Source organism: Rhizobium sp. P38BS-XIX, from assembly GCF_012641435.1.
Lineage (GTDB): Bacteria > Pseudomonadota > Alphaproteobacteria > Rhizobiales > Rhizobiaceae > Rhizobium.
In genome coordinates, this window is record NZ_JABAIJ010000004.1 from 260299 (window position 1) to 275610 (window position 15312).

The 15312-nt window shown below is 58.8% G+C and carries 14 protein-coding genes; 4 read left to right on the forward strand and 10 right to left on the reverse strand.

Annotated features, from left to right (window positions below):
- Window positions 1-147 precede the first annotated feature (147 nt).
- From HGP17_RS15585 to HGP17_RS15615, 7 genes are all read right to left on the reverse strand, one after another.
- A complete protein-coding gene (locus HGP17_RS15585; RefSeq protein WP_168810463.1) occupies window positions 148-1869 on the reverse strand; it encodes a methyl-accepting chemotaxis protein in 1722 nt (573 codons plus the stop codon).
- Between the two features lie 20 nt (window positions 1870-1889).
- Window positions 1890-2399: a chemotaxis protein CheW gene (locus HGP17_RS15590; RefSeq protein ID WP_246704114.1), complete on the reverse strand. Its 510-nt coding sequence runs from the start codon at window positions 2397-2399 to the stop codon at window positions 1890-1892.
- Window positions 2399-4420, reverse strand: coding sequence for a chemotaxis protein CheA (locus HGP17_RS15595; RefSeq protein ID WP_168810468.1), 2022 nt, complete (start codon window positions 4418-4420; stop codon window positions 2399-2401). The genes HGP17_RS15590 and HGP17_RS15595 overlap by 1 nt, the downstream gene beginning before the upstream one ends.
- Window positions 4417-4785 (reverse strand): response regulator, encoded by a 369-nt coding sequence (locus tag HGP17_RS15600; RefSeq protein ID WP_168810470.1) that lies wholly within the window; start codon window positions 4783-4785, stop codon window positions 4417-4419. The genes HGP17_RS15595 and HGP17_RS15600 overlap by 4 nt, the downstream gene beginning before the upstream one ends.
- Complete coding sequence (locus tag HGP17_RS15605; protein WP_168810472.1) at window positions 4782-5108, reverse strand: STAS domain-containing protein; 327 nt, start codon at window positions 5106-5108, stop codon at window positions 4782-4784. The genes HGP17_RS15600 and HGP17_RS15605 overlap by 4 nt, the downstream gene beginning before the upstream one ends.
- Window positions 5105-6190, reverse strand: coding sequence for an HD domain-containing phosphohydrolase (locus HGP17_RS15610; RefSeq protein WP_168810474.1), 1086 nt, complete (start codon window positions 6188-6190; stop codon window positions 5105-5107). The genes HGP17_RS15605 and HGP17_RS15610 overlap by 4 nt, the downstream gene beginning before the upstream one ends.
- Before the next feature lie 223 nt (window positions 6191-6413).
- Window positions 6414-7397, reverse strand: a complete 984-nt coding sequence (locus HGP17_RS15615) for an AraC family transcriptional regulator (RefSeq protein ID WP_168810476.1) — start codon at window positions 7395-7397, stop codon at window positions 6414-6416.
- Between the two features lie 317 nt (window positions 7398-7714).
- Between HGP17_RS15615 and HGP17_RS15620 the strand changes: the two genes are divergently transcribed.
- Window positions 7715-9376: a hypothetical protein gene (locus HGP17_RS15620; protein WP_168810478.1), complete on the forward strand. Its 1662-nt coding sequence runs from the start codon at window positions 7715-7717 to the stop codon at window positions 9374-9376.
- Window positions 9377-9541: 165 nt separating this feature from the next.
- Window positions 9542-10489 carry a DUF535 family protein gene (locus tag HGP17_RS15625; RefSeq protein ID WP_246704115.1) on the forward strand — a complete coding sequence of 316 codons (948 nt, stop codon included), beginning with the start codon at window positions 9542-9544 and terminating at the stop codon, window positions 10487-10489.
- Window positions 10490-10523: 34 nt separating this feature from the next.
- Here HGP17_RS15625 and HGP17_RS15630 read toward each other — a convergent pair whose 3' ends face one another.
- A complete protein-coding gene (locus HGP17_RS15630; RefSeq protein WP_205925998.1) occupies window positions 10524-11696 on the reverse strand; it encodes an ATP-binding protein in 1173 nt (390 codons plus the stop codon).
- On the reverse strand, window positions 11693-12385 hold the full coding sequence (locus tag HGP17_RS15635; RefSeq protein WP_168810482.1) for a response regulator: 693 nt from the start codon (window positions 12383-12385) through the stop codon (window positions 11693-11695). The genes HGP17_RS15630 and HGP17_RS15635 overlap by 4 nt, the downstream gene beginning before the upstream one ends.
- 201 nt (window positions 12386-12586) lie before the next feature.
- Here HGP17_RS15635 and HGP17_RS15640 point away from each other — a divergent pair, with 201 nt between their 5' ends.
- Window positions 12587-13351, forward strand: a complete 765-nt coding sequence (locus tag HGP17_RS15640) for a phosphatase PAP2 family protein (protein WP_168810484.1) — start codon at window positions 12587-12589, stop codon at window positions 13349-13351.
- A gap of 524 nt (window positions 13352-13875) precedes the next feature.
- Entirely contained in the window at window positions 13876-14505 is a 630-nt protein-coding gene (locus HGP17_RS15645; RefSeq protein WP_168810486.1) for a ParB-like protein, read from the forward strand.
- 78 nt (window positions 14506-14583) lie between these two features.
- Here the strand turns inward: HGP17_RS15645 and HGP17_RS15650 are convergent, their stop codons facing one another.
- Window positions 14584-15261: an O-methyltransferase gene (locus HGP17_RS15650; RefSeq protein ID WP_168810488.1), complete on the reverse strand. Its 678-nt coding sequence runs from the start codon at window positions 15259-15261 to the stop codon at window positions 14584-14586.
- Between the last annotated feature and the right edge of the window lie 51 nt (window positions 15262-15312).

A 15312-nucleotide genomic window follows, 5' to 3' on the forward strand; every position in this document is an offset into this window, starting at 1 on the left:
GCAGACGGGGAGCCGTCTTGATGCGCGAAGACCGATACATTCACCCTTCCGCGAACCGGAACCGGTTCTTGAGGCCTGCGGTAGCATTTGCCGGCCTTTTGATCCGGCGCTTTTCAGCGCCGGATCGTGTTGGATTCAGCTTGCCGTTCAGGCACTCTGGCGAAAATCACTATCATCCGCGTCAGGGCCGCCCATGGACATATCCAGGGTGAAGCCCTTTAGACGAGCCTGCTGAGCAGCGACGCTGTTGTCCGATCTTGCGGAAGCCGCACGAGCAGGGGCCGCTTTGGCCGCAGGCTTGGATCTGACCGGGTTCATGGCGTGATGCGCAGGAGCATGGATCGGGCTCTGCGTACCCTGCGGCTTGCGAATATTCTGCTGTTCGACCTTGAAGAAGGCGATGGAAGCCTGCAGTTCCTCGGCCTGTGCTGCAAGTTCTTCCGAGGTCGCCGACATCTCTTCGGATGCACCGGCATTCTGCTGGGTCACCTTGTCGAGCTGCTGGATGGCCTCGTTGATCTGCGATGCGCCGATATCCTGCTCGCGGCAGGCGGCCGAGATTTCGGCGACCAGCTCGGCGGTCTTGCGGATATCTGGAACCAGACGCGAGAGCATGTCGCCGGCTTCGGTGGCAACCGTGACGGTCTCGCCCGAGAGGCTGGAGATTTCGGCGGCTGCCGCCTGGCTGCGTTCGGCCAGCTTTCGCACTTCGGAGGCGACGACGGCAAAGCCTCGGCCATGCTCGCCGGCACGGGCCGCTTCGACGGCGGCATTGAGCGCCAGAAGGTCGGTCTGTCGAGCGATTTCCTGAACGATGGAGATCTTCTCGGCAATGGTGCGCATGGCATTGACGGCGCGATCGACGGCCTGGCCGCTGATCTCTGCGTCCTTGGCGGACTGGCGAGCGATCTTTTCCGTCTGGGCGGCGTTGTCGGCGTTCTGCTTGATGTTGGCAGCCATCTCTTCCATCGAGGCGGAAGCTTCTTCGGCGGATGAGGCCTGCTCGGTCGCGCCCTGCGAGAGCTGTTCGGAGCCGGCCGACAGCTGCTGGCTGCCCGACGACACGTTGTCGGAGGCCGACAGTGCATCGGCGACAACCCCACGAAGCCGCTCGATCATCGAATTGACGTGGCTCAGGAGATCGCCGATCTCGTCCTTGGTGGTGATGACGGCGAATTCGGTCAGATCGCCTTCGGCGACGGTCTGCACCGTCTTGACGGCTCGGTTGACGCCCTTGTTGATCGAGATCACGATCCAGAGTGCGGAAACCATCGCAATGATCGATGCGACAGCCGCGACGATGATCAGGATGAAGCGTGATTGCACGTAGGCATCGGCTGCGTCGGCATCCGCCTGCTTCAGTCGGGCGCGCTCAGCATCGAAGACCTGTGCGAGGACGCTGTCGATCTTCGTGCTCGTCTCGCGGGCCTCGTTGGACGAAATCTGATGAGCGCCTGCACTGTCCCCGGCAAGCATCAGCGTACGAATGCGGTCATCCGCGGTGCGCCAGCCAACGGAAAGATCCTTGATCTGCGACCAGTAGGCCATGTCCTGCTCGACCGCGTTGGCCAGGACCTTTGCGAGGTCCGCGTCAAAAGCCGCGCGTGCCGTATCGCTCTTTGCGATATAACCCTTCATCTCATCCGTCGTTACCGCCAGGAGGATGTTCTTTTGTTGTCTCAGCTGCTGCAGGACGGCAATGTCGAGATTTTGTGCAAGCCGCAGCCGTTCGGCCGGGCCTGACAACGTGCTGGACCAGGTATCGTTGACCTGACCGACTGTGCTGACGCTGTAGACCGCCGTGCCGAGAAGCATGGCGATGACGATAGCGAAGGTTAAAAGCAGCTTGAGCTTGATCGTGAAGCGCATCCGGTACCCTTTGCCCTGATTTATGCTGTTGCTCTGACCGCGCCTGCGCGTTGCGATGAGAAGATCGCCCGCAGATTCGGAATGATGATGAATTCGCCCCCGCGCTTGACCAGCGCGTGAACATAGTCCGGTCGCCAGCGCATGCCGATGATGGGCGGTGGCTCACTTGCCGACTGATGCAGCTGCGTCACTTCGTGAACCTTGTCGGTTCTAATGCCGATCAGCGTCGTCTCGCCGTCAAGTTCCAACGCGGTGACGACGATGCGACTGTCGATCGTCACATTGCCAGGCTCCATGCCGAAAGCGACGCGGATGTCGGCAAGCGGGATCACCTTGCCGCGGAAGTTGATGACGCTGCCGACAAAAGGCAGACTGCCGGGAACGTTGGTTTCCGGCAAAAGGTCCAGAATTTCCTGAACCACGACCGCGTCGATGGCGAAGGTCTCGCCATTGAGGCTGAATGTCAGAACCGAGAGTTCCTCGGCGCCGTTCCATACAGCGCGATAATCGGATTTAACGTCTGTTTCCATCATCCTGCCGCCCGCAATTGTGTTTCCTGTTGCTGTCCGGCGGCGATCAGGTTCACGACATCGAGGATCAGCGCCACGTTCCCGTCACCGAGAATGGTCGCCCCCGAGAAGGTGGAGACGTGATCGTGGAGCTTCGACATCGACTTGATGACGGTCTGATGGTCGCCGATGATCTGGTCGACGACGAGGCCGACCCGCTGACTGCCGGTAGAGATGACCACGACCTTCTGGTACTGATCCGGTTCCGTACCGGTTCGGAACAGCTCGCGAAGCCGGAGGAAGGGTACCAGATCTTCGCGCAGCGATATGAAGCTGCGCCCGCGCGAACGCAGATCCTGTTCGACCGAAAGCTCCAGGCATTCCTCGACCGCTGCAAGCGGGATCACGTAGCGGCCATTGCCGACGCGCACGAGAAGCCCGTCGATGATGGCGAGCGTCAAGGGGATCCGCAAGGCGATATCGGATCCCTTGCCGAAATCACTCGCGATATCGATTGCTCCGCGCAGAGTTTCGATCGTCTTCTTGACCACGTCCATACCGACGCCGCGACCGGACAGGTTGGTCACCTTTTCCGCTGTCGAGAAGCCCGGCTGGAAGATCAGCTGGAGAAGCTCCTTGTCGGTCAGTTGAGCGCCCGGCTGAATGAGGCCGTTGGCTTCCGCCTTCGCCCGCACCTTCTGCCTGTCGATGCCCCGTCCGTCATCCTTGATCGAGATAATGACCTCGCTGCCGGTCTGGTGGGCGGAGAGGATGACACGTCCCGTCACCGGCTTGCCGGCGGCGATACGGTCTTCCGGGCTTTCAAGCCCATGGTCGATAGAGTTTCGCACGAGATGCACGAGCGGATCGGCGAGGCGATCGATGACGGTCTTGTCGACCTCCGTGCCTTCGCCCTCGGTAATGAGTTCGATATCCTTGCCGGTTTCCCGCGCCAGATCGTGAACGAGCCGGCGGAACCGACTGAAGAGGCTTGCCACCGGCATCATGCGCAGGACCATCATCGTGTCGCGCAGTTCGCCGGCAAGCCGCTCGATCTCTTCGGATACGGAGCGGAGCCCGAGATCGGCAGCCGAATTCGCCATCTGGCTCAACCGTGACTGGGCAATGACCAGCTCGCCGACCCGATCCATCATCTCGTCGAGACGCAATGCCGGGATGCGGACATTGTCTGCCTGTTTTTGGCCCTTCGCGTCCGACGGCTGTGCCTTTGCTGCGTCACTTGGCGAGGCGGTAATCTTGGAAGGAGCATCCGCAATCGCCTTTTGCAAGTTCGCAGCAGAAGGTGCAGCGACCTGCTGTTGCTGGACCGAGAGTTCACGAAGCTCCATGGCCATGTCGTCCATGACGAAGATGAAGACGTCTTCGATGTCGGAACGGGGCTTTTCTGTCGTCAGATGAACCGTCCAGCCGATATGAAGGTTGCGCGGATCGAGGTCCTGAAGCAGCGGGACGGCATCGATATCGGCCTCGATGCGGCATTCGCCGAGATCACGCAGTTCGTCGAGAAGGCCGAGCGGATTGGTGCCATTGGCCATGGAATTGGCCGGCAGGCTGAATTTCAAAAGCCAAGTCCTGGCGCCGCCACTTGCAGTCGGATTGGCCTCGGAGATGGCGACGGTTGCCGTTGCGGCCGCGACCGGCGCGCCATTCGAGCCGACAGCGAGACGCAGTTTTTCCAAAAGGACTGTGCTCATCGCCTCGTAATCGCCGTTCGGGTTCTCCAGCAGAGCCTGCATATGGCCTTGCGCGTCGAGAACGGCGCCCACCAGTTCCTTGGTGGCGGGAGCTTCACCCTTGCGAACCCGATCGAATGCGGTTTCGCAATGATGGGTGAAGGCGGCCAGTTGATCGAAGCCGAACATGGAGCCCGACCCTTTGAGCGTGTGCAGCCCGCGGAAGACCGCATCGATCTGAGCCCTGTCGCTCAGATCCCGCATCAGATCGAGGAGGCCGGCCTCGATCAGTTCGAGCTGCTCGGCGGCCTCCGTCCTGAAGACGGCGATCGGATCGAGATCGTTCATCTGCCGAGAACCTTGCGTACGATCTTGATGAGGTTTTCCGGATCGAAAGGCTTCGTCAGCCAGCCGGTGGCGCCGGCTGCCTTGGCCTGCTGCTTGAGATCGCCGTCCGATTCCGTCGTCAGGAAGATAACGGGCGTTCCCATATAGGCCGGGAGTTGTCTCAAGCTGCGGATCATCGTCAGGCCGTCCATATTCGGCATGTTCAGATCGGTAATGATGAGGTCGAAATTGCCGGTCTTCAGCTTGGCGAGGCCATCGGCGCCATCGACTGCTTCCGTGACGGTATATCCGGCGTTGGTCAGGGCAATGCGCGTGGTCAGCCGAATGCTGGCGGAGTCATCGACGGTGAGAATATTGGCGCTCATGCTGCTTTTCCTTCTAGCCAGAAACTGTCTTTGTGCCGGTCCCCGCTCAGGAGTCCGGCGCGTTGCAGGACGGCGAGAAAATTGCCGTCCGCGGGTTTGTTCAGTGCGATGTGAATGCCTGCCTGATTGGCGGTTTGCTGCGCCGAGAGCAGCAGCTGCGGCAAGGTGAGATCGATATCCTCGTTGCCGTCGACGTCGATGACGAGCGAACGGCTGAGAGAGGCGGCCTCCTGAAGGTAGACCTGCAGGATATCTCGCACGTTGGCGATGGTCTTGATCGTCAAAGGACCATGCAGCTGCAGAATTTCCGCTTGTGCGCTCATGCCAGACCTCGAGATAGCTGAAGTGGTGGAACCGTCGTCATGGGATCACTGTCGTCTTGCTGTTGTTCAAAGAGGCTTTTGATATCCGTCCAGCGGCGGCAGAAGGCTGCGACGCAGGCGGGATCGAAATGGGTTCCGCTGCTGTTGACGATTTCGCGGAAGGCATCGGCAATCGGCCAGGCGGCCTTGTAGGAGCGCTTCGAGCACAGCGCATCGAAGACATCGGCGATCGCGACGATGCGGGCCTCGATGGGAATGGAGCCGGTTGACAGGCCTCTCGGGTAGCCGGTTCCGTCCCATTTCTCATGATGGCTTTCGGCAATTCTCTGAGCGATCTGGATCAGTTCGCTGGAACTTTCACCGAGGATTTCCCCACCGAAATCGGTGTGCTTCTGCATCTGCCGACGCTCTTCGACGCTCAGCGGTCCGGGCTTCGAAAGAATGGCATCCGGCAGGCCGATCTTGCCGATATCGTGCAATGCGCTCGCAAGAAAGATCGTGCGGCAATGGCGGGCACCGAGGCCGACTTCCTCGGCAATCATGCGTGCAACGATTGCGACACGATCCAAGTGATCGGCCGTCTCGCCGTGACGGCAGGCGATCGCCTTGGAGAGGCGCCAGATGATCTCCTCCTCGCGCCGCTCGACCCTTTTCATGGCAGCGTCGAAATCGTTCTGCAGCGCGGTTGCCTTGGCCGCAATCGCCAGGCGCTCCTCGCCGATGCTGAGGATGTTGCGGACGCGGATCGTCAATTCCATCTCGTCGATCGGCTTGTTCAGAAACTCGGTTGCGCCCGCCTCCATCGCCGCCAGCTTGATGTCGGTTTCCTTGCGGGAAGTGATCATGATGGCGGGGACGTGGGCCGTAAGCCTATTCTTACGAACATGACTGATGACCTCGACGCCATTCATGCCGGGCATCATGTAGTCGACGAGGATCAGATCCGGCGTCTGGTCTTCGAGCCGATCGAGGGCGTCGCCAGGGTGCAGGAACGACAAGACCTCGCTGCCGCTGATCGCTTCAACCGCGCGACGGAGTGTCGCCACGACGGATGGACTGTCATCTATTACGAAGACGCGCATAGGTACCCCGCGGAGCGTCCACGTCACACGCGGCTCGGCTCACGATTGTCGGTTTGGATGTTTTGGGAGGCCTTTCCTGGGAAAGGGCCGCGTCACAATGATTGTGAATCTTGGCTGATTTCACGAAATCGTTAAATGGCTAACGGCGCGTTAAATCTGCTCTCGGCAGTGATCTATTTCGAAATTAACTGCGATAAAATGATAAGATTGCGCTTTCCTGATATCAAACGCCGTCAGGATTGCCGGGATTTCGACGGCCGATTCGCGTCGATGATGGGGACACTCCATATAGGGCGCGATAGCGCGCCGCAAAGTATCCCATGTGGCTGAAACCCCACCGCGCCGCTATATCCGATATGTTTTCATCGGGGTCGCCGCGCAGCAAATCATAATGAATTTGTTGCAGGCGCAGACGTTGAACGTAATTCTGCGGGTTCATCCCAACGTTCTGCTGGAAGGATAGTTGGAGGCTGCGCACGCTCTGTCCGGCGTTTCTCGCGATATCGCGGACTGTAAACTCTTCGCCAAGATGAGCCTGGATCCAGTCGAGCGCGCGCTTGAGGTTCCGTGGATGCGCCGCGTGGACCTTCGTCTTGCGTGCCGATTTCGGCCAGGACTGCATGAATGCCGTAATGAGCGCTTCCTGAAAGAGCGAGGCCCCAAGCGGAGATTCCGCAAAGGGATGATCGCCCGGTTCCAGCAACAGCGCCGCCATGCGATGGATCGTTCGCACACCCTTATCGTCGATATCCGCCGTCATGTCGAAGCGACGAAAAAACAACTCGGGGTCGTCATTTCCAAGGTCGATCAATGGAAGGCATAGCAGGCGCGGGATGGTGAGAGCGATCTTGCGCGCGTCGATAGACGCCTTAAGTCTGGTTGCGCTGGGTGCCAGCAGCATGAAGGTTGTCCCTGCCGTGGCCGTGAACTCCTGTTCGTCGGTCTCGACATGAAACGTCCCGTTTTCGACGAAATGCAGCTCGATGCGGTCAGAGGGGCTGAAGAGATACTCGATCTCATAGCCAGTCTTGGACGAGCTCTTCCACGCCGCCATTTCTCGGATCATCGCAACCGTAACGTCGAGATGGAAATGCGCGCTTTCCGAAGTCTTCCGGAAAACGACGGATGCGCCGGTAACCTTGAGCTTTTCTCGCAATTCGCCCAGGTCGTCGGAGGACCAAGCATATTTATCGACAGCAATATTCATAAGCAATCAATCAGCTTCAGCGGGCTCGTTGCGATCGAATCGCAAATAGAACCGTTGGCTTGTTGTATAAGGGCACTTGCGAGCCCAAGGCTGCTTTTAAGGGGTCGGTCTTGCCCAGAGCTTTACACCGGGCCGGTTCATGGGATGAATGGCAGTCACAGTTTCGTGTGCCGCGTTAACTCCGTGTTTTTGAGTTCGTCTTACTTTCCGCAAGACGGTCTTAGGCGGGGTCCCAAAATAGTATGGCGTATGCAGCGGCAAGCCGAAAAATTACAACTTATTCGGATAGTTTTGTTGACCGCCTGGAAAGTGCCCGGTTGCAGATCGAGCAACGGTTTCTGGATGGCGGCGCTGTTCTGATCACCGTCACCGAGGCGCTCGCCAAACTCGTCGGCTTGCTCGAGCATATTGGCAATTCTCTGAAGGAAGAAAACGCCGCCGAGGCTACCGGTCGCCTGCTCCAGACGGTTGACCTGCTCCACGAGTTGCCGCCTGCCGAAGTGCGCCGTCAGGATTGCGTCGTTGCGATCGGCCAAACGGGCCGGCTCCTTTCAGAACATGTTCTGTCTATGGAAGAGACGCTGCGCTATTTGCGGACCTTTGCGGCAACGGCCAAGATCGCCGGAGCACGCATTCCCGATTTCTCAAGCTTTGCCAGCGAAATCGTCGAGCGCATCGAATTTGCCGCCAAGGAGGTGAGAGCCTTGTCGCTGCAGATCCGCTCAATGGAAGAACAGATCGAATCTGCCGCCGCCAATGAAGACAGCTCGCTTGGACAATATCTGGGCAGCATTCCCTCCATCGCACGCAGCCTTGTGTCGAACGCCGATGAAATTCAGGTTCAGCGTCGCAACCTGTCCGAACTTGCTGACACCGTTTCGGGACTCGCGCGGAAGATTCAAAACAAGGTCGCTCACACGCTGTCCGCCATGCAGATCGGCGATATCACCCGACAGAGGGTGGAGCACTGCCAGGCGGTCTATTCCATCACGGAAAACTATCTCGCCGCCGAAGCGCCGGCTTCCCTTTCCGCATCGGATCGCGAGCGCATTTCTCAGCTGGCCATGAGTCTTGCCTTTGGACTGTTGAGCGAAACCGCCAGCGGGTTCGACCGCGAGACGGTGAAGATCGTTGACAATATCCGCAGCTTCAGCGGCGATATCCGCACGCTGCTGGACCTCTATCAGACGATGATGGCGCAGAGCGGGGCTGACGGGAAAAGCCCGATCAATTCTTTGCGCAGCGATCTATCGGCGGCAAGAAGCGTCGTCGATCGTATCGATGCAGCGACGGCCGGAGCGAACCGGCTTGCCGACAAAACCTCGGAAATGGTCAAGGAACTCACCACCAGCATCCAGACCATCCAGCTCGTACGGCGTGATATCCAGTATATGGCTCTCAACACCAATCTGCGTTGCGGCAAGCTTGGGGAAGAGGGGCGTGCCATCAACGTGGTTGCCGGCGAATTGCGGTCCTTTGCATCGCTCCTGGACGAAGATGCGGAGAAGATCCTCACAGGCCTCGGCAAACTCGAGACGCAGTCGACCGGTCTCAAGGGTTGGCGCGGAAACACGTCGCAGGAGAATTCCTCCGGCCTTGGCGCGCATATCGATGCCGCACTGCTTCACATTGCCGAAGCGGGTGCCTCCATGGATACAAACGTGAAGGAACTTCGTCGCTGTGGCGACGAGATGACGTCGCAGGTGGCCGAAGTCGTCAACAGCCTGGATTTCCGGGCCGGTATCGGCGAGACGCTGGCGTTGTGCACGGAAGAGGCCAGCCTTTCTCGCCATCGGTTTGCGAGCTTGAATGGTCTGGAACAGCCGCTCGGCATCATTTCCGAGCGTATTTTCAAGGTCTACACCATGGCCAACGAACGCGAGATCCATGCTTCCATCTTCGGTGACCTGGGCCCTGTCGTCGAAAACGCGGTCGCTCCCTCGAACGATGAGGAACTCTTTGCGGATGCGCTCTTCTAAAGCATGGGCATTTGCCATGAGCTGACAGGGGCGGGAAGAAGCGCGCCTCCATTTGTCAGGCGCAACTTACGCAAAAGGTCTCATGAAAGGGCGCACCTGCTCTTGACGCTGCCTTGACAATGGCAATGCACACAGTTCGGCATATCCATGTTTGCCGGGCTCTTTATGATTGAGAACTCTTCGACCGCCGTCGTAACAGAACACGTTCCAGCCGCGCCATTGCAGTTGCCGGTGTTTCATTCAACCGGCAGCACACGCAAATCCCGATACCGCCTGCTCTTCCGAATCTTGACTTTCGCCCTGCGGGTGCGATGGAAGCGGGGCACTCTGTTCTGGCTTCGTTTTGCGGCCAGCCCGGTTTTGACGGTTCGCTGGTGGCGTTTCATCATGTCGTTTGCGGCGGAGCGCGATTTCCCACCGCCGCATGATGAATTGCTGCAGAAGCCTCTATCGAAATTTCTTGTCTTCGGCATGGGCAGTAAAAGGCGTCTTACGCTTCTCATCGATCATTTCATGATCGCCGAACGCATATTGTCCCGCGAAAGCATGATCCGTCTTTGGCGCGGCGAATGGCTCGAGATAGGTGTGGTGGACGGCCGCAGTGAAGCCTATGCATGTTTCATAGCGCTCGCGGATCGCAGCGGTGGGCGTCACGAAGGTGCTTTCGCCGTCAAACTCCTGCGCCTCGGCGACATGGCTGTGCTCTGCACCGCGCGTTTCATGTTTCTGCGTGAGGGAGCCGAGGGGCGATACACGTTCGTGGTTGGCAGCATGCAGGGGCCGCGCAATGCCAAACAGCGCACTATCGAAGTGACACGTGATCTCTGTGGCCTGCGTCCGAAAGAGGCGCTTCTGATCGTGCTGCAGGGACTTGCAGCGGAAGGCGGCATGCAGGATTTTCTCGCCGTCTCGCAAGCCAAGCATCCGATCCATTACCGTCGAGGTCGCCGCCAGTCGATGATGGTATCCAACTTGGACGCCTTCTGGGCTGAGCGCTCTGCTCAACCGGAAAAGACCTTCGGCTTCCGCGTTCCTTATTCGGGGGTTCGTGGTGCCGACAGACGCAGTCGAAGCAAGCTTTGGTTCTACAATATCGGCGAGCTCTTCCATTAAGGCAGAGCACACCGTGCCTGCCAAGTCTGCTCCGTCAGGCGGCGTTATTGCTCAAATGGATTGCGACCACAGCCCCTCCCTCGGGCCGGTTTGCAAACTTCAGGCGCCCGCCATGGGCAACGGCAATTGCCTGGACTACGGAGAGTCCCAGCCCGGTGCCGCCGGTCGCACGCGAACGGGAGGGGTCGCCACGCCAGAAGGGATTGGTCGCGATTGCGTCCATGCCTTCCGGAAAGCCCGGCCCGCGATCGATGATGCGGATGCTGACGCTCCCATCCATCTGCTGCTCCGTCTCGCACCGCAGCCAGCCGCCATCCGCCGCGTAGCGGCAGGCATTTTGCAGAAGCGCCAGTATGGCCTGTCGAATGCGCGGTGAATCCGCATTCACCCATGCCGGTTTCAGGTCGGTCTCGACGCGCAGGCCGTTCTGTTCCAGCATGGGCTTGGCTGCGGCGAGTACGGCGCCCGCCACATCTGAAACATCGATCTGTTGACGTTCGATCACGAGTTTCTGGCCAATGGCCAGGGACAGGGTTCTCAGATCCTCGACAATTCTCCCGAGACCCTCGACCTGGAGGAGAAGATCGGAAATGATCTTGTGTTCCATTGGAAAGACGCCGTCGAGCATGCTTTGAAGCGATCCCTGCAGAACCGTCAACGGTGTGCGCAGTTCATGCGCAACCGCCATGTTGTTGAACCGCAGTCGCTCCTCCATGGTTTCAAGGCTCGTCGCGAGCGCATTGAAGGTTTCGACAAGGCTGGAAACCTCGCGGGTGCTGCGATGCGAGGCCGTGACGCGGGCGGAGAAATCGCCGGACTTCAAGCCTTCGGCCGCAGACGTGAGTTCCTCCAACGGTGCCGCCAGCCGTCTTGCGAGGTAGACGCCGATCAGCGCACAGACAATCGCCGAGAGAAGGCCGCAAACCAGAACAGACATCAAAACCTTGAAGTCGGTTGGCTCCGTCAGCGCATTGAGATGCTCGAACAGCATCGTCAGTGAATCGCCGTCGGGCACCTTGCCTTCGCTAAGCATTTTGTAGGCATCGGCGGCTCTCTGGGGAAGGGCATCGGTGATGGTCTTTTCCAGGTAGGACGCATACCAGTTGACGCCCATGTAGGTCAGGCCGACGCTGAGCAACAGCATGATGGCGGTGACAATGGCGGTAAGGGTCGCAAGCGGCAGGCAGGGAACTCTCAGCGTCTTCATCTTGGATCCGAAAAACGATAGCCAATGCCACGCACGGCGGGAAAAAAGCCTTCCTGCCCCATGTCTTCGAGCTTGCGTCGCAGGTTGGAGATGTGGGTATCGACTGTGCGCACCAGGGCATCGCTTTCCGGCAGGCAGGCATCGAGAATATCCGCCCGGGCGAATGCCTGGGTCGGATGGCGGATCATGTAGGCGAGGATCCGGAATTCGCTGAGTGTCAGGGACAGTGGAATGCGGCGCTCGTCCTTGTTGATAAAGACGGTATAGCTGCTGAAGTCGACCTCCATTGCGCCGAACCGGCGAACGGACTCAGCCTGGTTTCCCTGCGTGCGGCGAAGGACTGCCCTGACGCGTGCAACGACTTCCTGTGGATTGAATGGTTTGACGACGTAATCGTCGGCGCCGAGCCTCAGGCCGCTCAAGCGGTCTATATCGTCGGCAATGGCCGTGACCATGATGACCGGCGTGGATCCAACCTGTCGAAGCCGTCCCAACACTGCAAATCCGTCCAGCTTGGGCAGGCGGACATCAAGAAGAACGATATCCGGCTTCAGCAGTGCGTGATGCTGAAGCGCGGTTTCGCCGTCGCCGGCCCGCACGGTTCGAAACCCGTCACGCGCCAGATATCCCTCCAGTATTTGTGCGATTGCCGGTTCATCCTCGACGATGAGAACGAGACTATTATCCACCCTAGCGCCCTATAATTCTGTGTTTTGCTTCCGGCTTTGCCGCCTGGCGGGCACTATCGCGGACAATGAGGACTTCCGCAATTTCCAAACCGCGTCTTCACCATCGGGCGGCCGGTTCTGAACATGGCCTTGATCGCTTCTTCGCCATTTCTTGACAATCGGCATCCAACTTGCCGCCGGTTCAGGTGCGGGAGACATGGCATGTGGAAGTTCGCGTTGCATTCCTGGAGTTTTGCTTCCGTCGGATCGCGTCTGCGTTCGGAAGCGGATCTCAATACGGATAAGGCCGTCGCGCTTATCGGCATGTTGATCCTTTCGACAAGCTTTGTCTTCGTGGTGTTCCCCCGGCTCGATCTGACGGTCTCGCGCCTGTTCGTTCATGGTTCCGCATTCTGGCTGATGGAGAATCCCTTCTTGCAGGCCGTCAGGGATGTCAGTCGCCAGAGCCAGATCTATCTTCTGCCGTTCATGGCTCTGCTGATTGCGCTCCGTGCCTTCATGCCGTTGCGTTTCTGTTTCTGCCCGCCGCACAAGCCTCTGTTCGTGCTCTTGAGCTTTGCCGCCGGCCCGCTGGTCATCGTGCAGACGCTGAAGATATTGATTGGGCGCGTCCGTCCCCGCGAGCTTGTCGAGTTTGGCGGCACGGCGGATTTTACGCCCGTATGGCAATTTTCGGCGGCATGCAGTCGCAATTGCTCGTTCCCATCAGGCGAGGCCGCAGCTGCGGCAGCCGCTCTTTCCTTATTGGTTTTCGTCTCTGCAAGATACCGATGGGCAGCCGCCCTTATCTTGACACCTTGCCTTTTGTTCGTCGCGTTCAACCGTGTCATTTTCGGCGCGCACTTCCTGTCGGACGTGATGCTCGGCTGGCTCCTGACGATGTTTGTTATGGTATGGATCTGGCGATGGGTGGACGCGAATGCCAAGGCGATCGATCGCTTTTTTACCACCTTGGTGGTCAAGTAGGCCTGCCGGACAGGGTTTTAGAGCGCCCCGCCGTTGCTCGGCTGTTATCCCTAGAACGTCGTCTTTATTTCGAACTTGCCACGGCACCGGTCGAACGGATGTTACAGGCCTTAATACAACGTTTGTTCACCTTTCCTTTGATTAGGAGTTACCTATTTATCGCTGGCCGCACAGCCTAATGCGGAGAAAGTCAGGGCTTGGGCAGGGTCTTTCGGGTAAGAGTGACGGGATGGGGCTGGTAGATTGGACGCTTCGCGGTTTCGCCGATGTGGAGAACCGATGTAGATGGCGTGTGCGCAAGCGGCACTATGAACCGTGGATCGTTTGCGCCATGGAGAGTTTCGAGCGCGAGATGCTGGCATTTTACCGGCGCTCCCAGTTCGAGGTGGTTTGCACCACAGCCGCGTGATGGGCGAGATCGAAGTGGGGTGGCCGGCAGGCGACGCTTTGCGCGCGCAACCAAGCTTGTCGCATATATCCGTTATGCTAATCTGACGTGACTTTTACCCTGTCGAGGGCTCCTGATGGTCATGGCACGTGAACCGATCCTGCATCCCGTTCAGATTGAAGAATTGAGGCCCACCCAGATCACGGTTGGCATGCGCGAGGTCAAGGCCAAGCGAAAGTCGTGGAGGACGAAAGCGGATGCCGATGGCGACAAGGCCGGTGAATTTCTCGGCAATCACATGGTGCCTGCGGTTCTCGGCCCTCGTCAACGCTATTACGTCATAGATCATCACCATCTTTGCCTGGCGCTTCTCGAAGAGGGAGTGAAAGACGTGCTGGTGACGACAGTCGCCGATCTCTCCCGTCTGGATCGAGAGTCCTTCTGGTTCGTCATGGATTGTCGCGACTGGATGCATCCGTTCGATGCAGAGGGAAAGCGGCGCGACTACAGTGATATTCCCAAAAGCATCAAGGGTCTGGTCGATGATCCCTATCGCTCTCTGGCCGGCGAATTGCGGCAAGTGGGCGGTTACGCCAAGGACACAACGCCGTTCAGCGAATTTCTATGGGCGGATTTCCTGCGCCGTCGCGTGAAGCCGAAAGATATAGAACGGGATTTTGATGCTGCGCTCGCCGGAGCTCTCAAACTCGCCAGGAGCAAAGACGCGGATTATCTACCCGGCTGGTGCGGCCCGGTCGTGGAATAGTGCCGATTCCCCGCGCCTTGAAATGAGCGCGGGGAATCGGGTGTTTCGACAGTCCCTTTTTTGGGTTCGTGGCAGCGCTCAGCCAAGCCGCATGGATAGCTCGATGTCTTCGGCGAACGGCGTCGACATGTAGCCGCTGCCCGGCGAGCGCACCCATTCCAGATATTCCGGGCAGAAATCCGCGTTGTCGGCGACCACAAGTGCTCCCGGCCTCAGATGGCCCTCGACCAGTTTCAGAATGTCGGGATAAAGAGCCTTGGCGCCATCGAGCAGCAGCAGGTCAATGGATTGGGGAAGGTCCCTGCTCAGGGTCTGCAAGGCATCGCCTTCCCGGATTTCCACGAGGTCGATGAGGCCGCCAGCTGTCAGATTGGCGCGCGCCTTGGCTACCTTGGAAGGCTCAAATTCCGTCGTGATGAGCCGCCCGCCGCCATTGTCGCGCAGCGCGGCCGAAAGATAGAGGGCCGAGATTCCGAACGAGGTTCCGAATTCGACGATCGTCCGCGCCGCCGTGCTTCTTGCGAGCATATAGAGCAACGCACCCGTCTCCCTCGAGATTGCCAGAGGTATGTCTTTCATGCGGCTATAGAAATCGAGATAATCTGTCTTGCTGCGCACCAGACGCGCCCGCTCCTCAGGCGAAAGGCTGGTCCAGTAGGCAGCGACCGAAGGTGTCGTTGCGGGCGATGCTGCGTCAGCTTCTTCAAAGAGGCGGTCAAGCAAAACTGCAAGCGGCGCAGTCGTCAGGGTGTTCATGAATATCTCCGTTTTCAAGCGAGCTCCTGGGCTCACGGAAAAATACGAACA

Coding starts and splice junctions, on each gene's coding strand:
- HGP17_RS15640 (WP_168810484.1), top strand. CDS start 12,587: ATGTGGAAGTTCGCGTTGCATTCCTGGAGTTTTGCTTCCGTCGGATCG.
- HGP17_RS15600 (WP_168810470.1), bottom strand. CDS start 4,785: ATGAGCGCCAATATTCTCACCGTCGATGACTCCGCCAGCATTCGGCTG.
- HGP17_RS15610 (WP_168810474.1), bottom strand. CDS start 6,190: ATGCGCGTCTTCGTAATAGATGACAGTCCATCCGTCGTGGCGACACTC.
- HGP17_RS15590 (WP_246704114.1), bottom strand. CDS start 2,399: ATGGAAACAGACGTTAAATCCGATTATCGCGCTGTATGGAACGGCGCC.
- HGP17_RS15595 (WP_168810468.1), bottom strand. CDS start 4,420: ATGAACGATCTCGATCCGATCGCCGTCTTCAGGACGGAGGCCGCCGAG.
- HGP17_RS15615 (WP_168810476.1), bottom strand. CDS start 7,397: ATGAATATTGCTGTCGATAAATATGCTTGGTCCTCCGACGACCTGGGC.
- HGP17_RS15585 (WP_168810463.1), bottom strand. CDS start 1,869: ATGCGCTTCACGATCAAGCTCAAGCTGCTTTTAACCTTCGCTATCGTC.
- HGP17_RS15630 (WP_205925998.1), bottom strand. CDS start 11,696: ATGAAGACGCTGAGAGTTCCCTGCCTGCCGCTTGCGACCCTTACCGCC.
- HGP17_RS15645 (WP_168810486.1), top strand. CDS start 13,876: ATGGTCATGGCACGTGAACCGATCCTGCATCCCGTTCAGATTGAAGAA.
- HGP17_RS15625 (WP_246704115.1), top strand. CDS start 9,542: ATGATTGAGAACTCTTCGACCGCCGTCGTAACAGAACACGTTCCAGCC.
- HGP17_RS15605 (WP_168810472.1), bottom strand. CDS start 5,108: ATGAGCGCACAAGCGGAAATTCTGCAGCTGCATGGTCCTTTGACGATC.
- HGP17_RS15650 (WP_168810488.1), bottom strand. CDS start 15,261: ATGAACACCCTGACGACTGCGCCGCTTGCAGTTTTGCTTGACCGCCTC.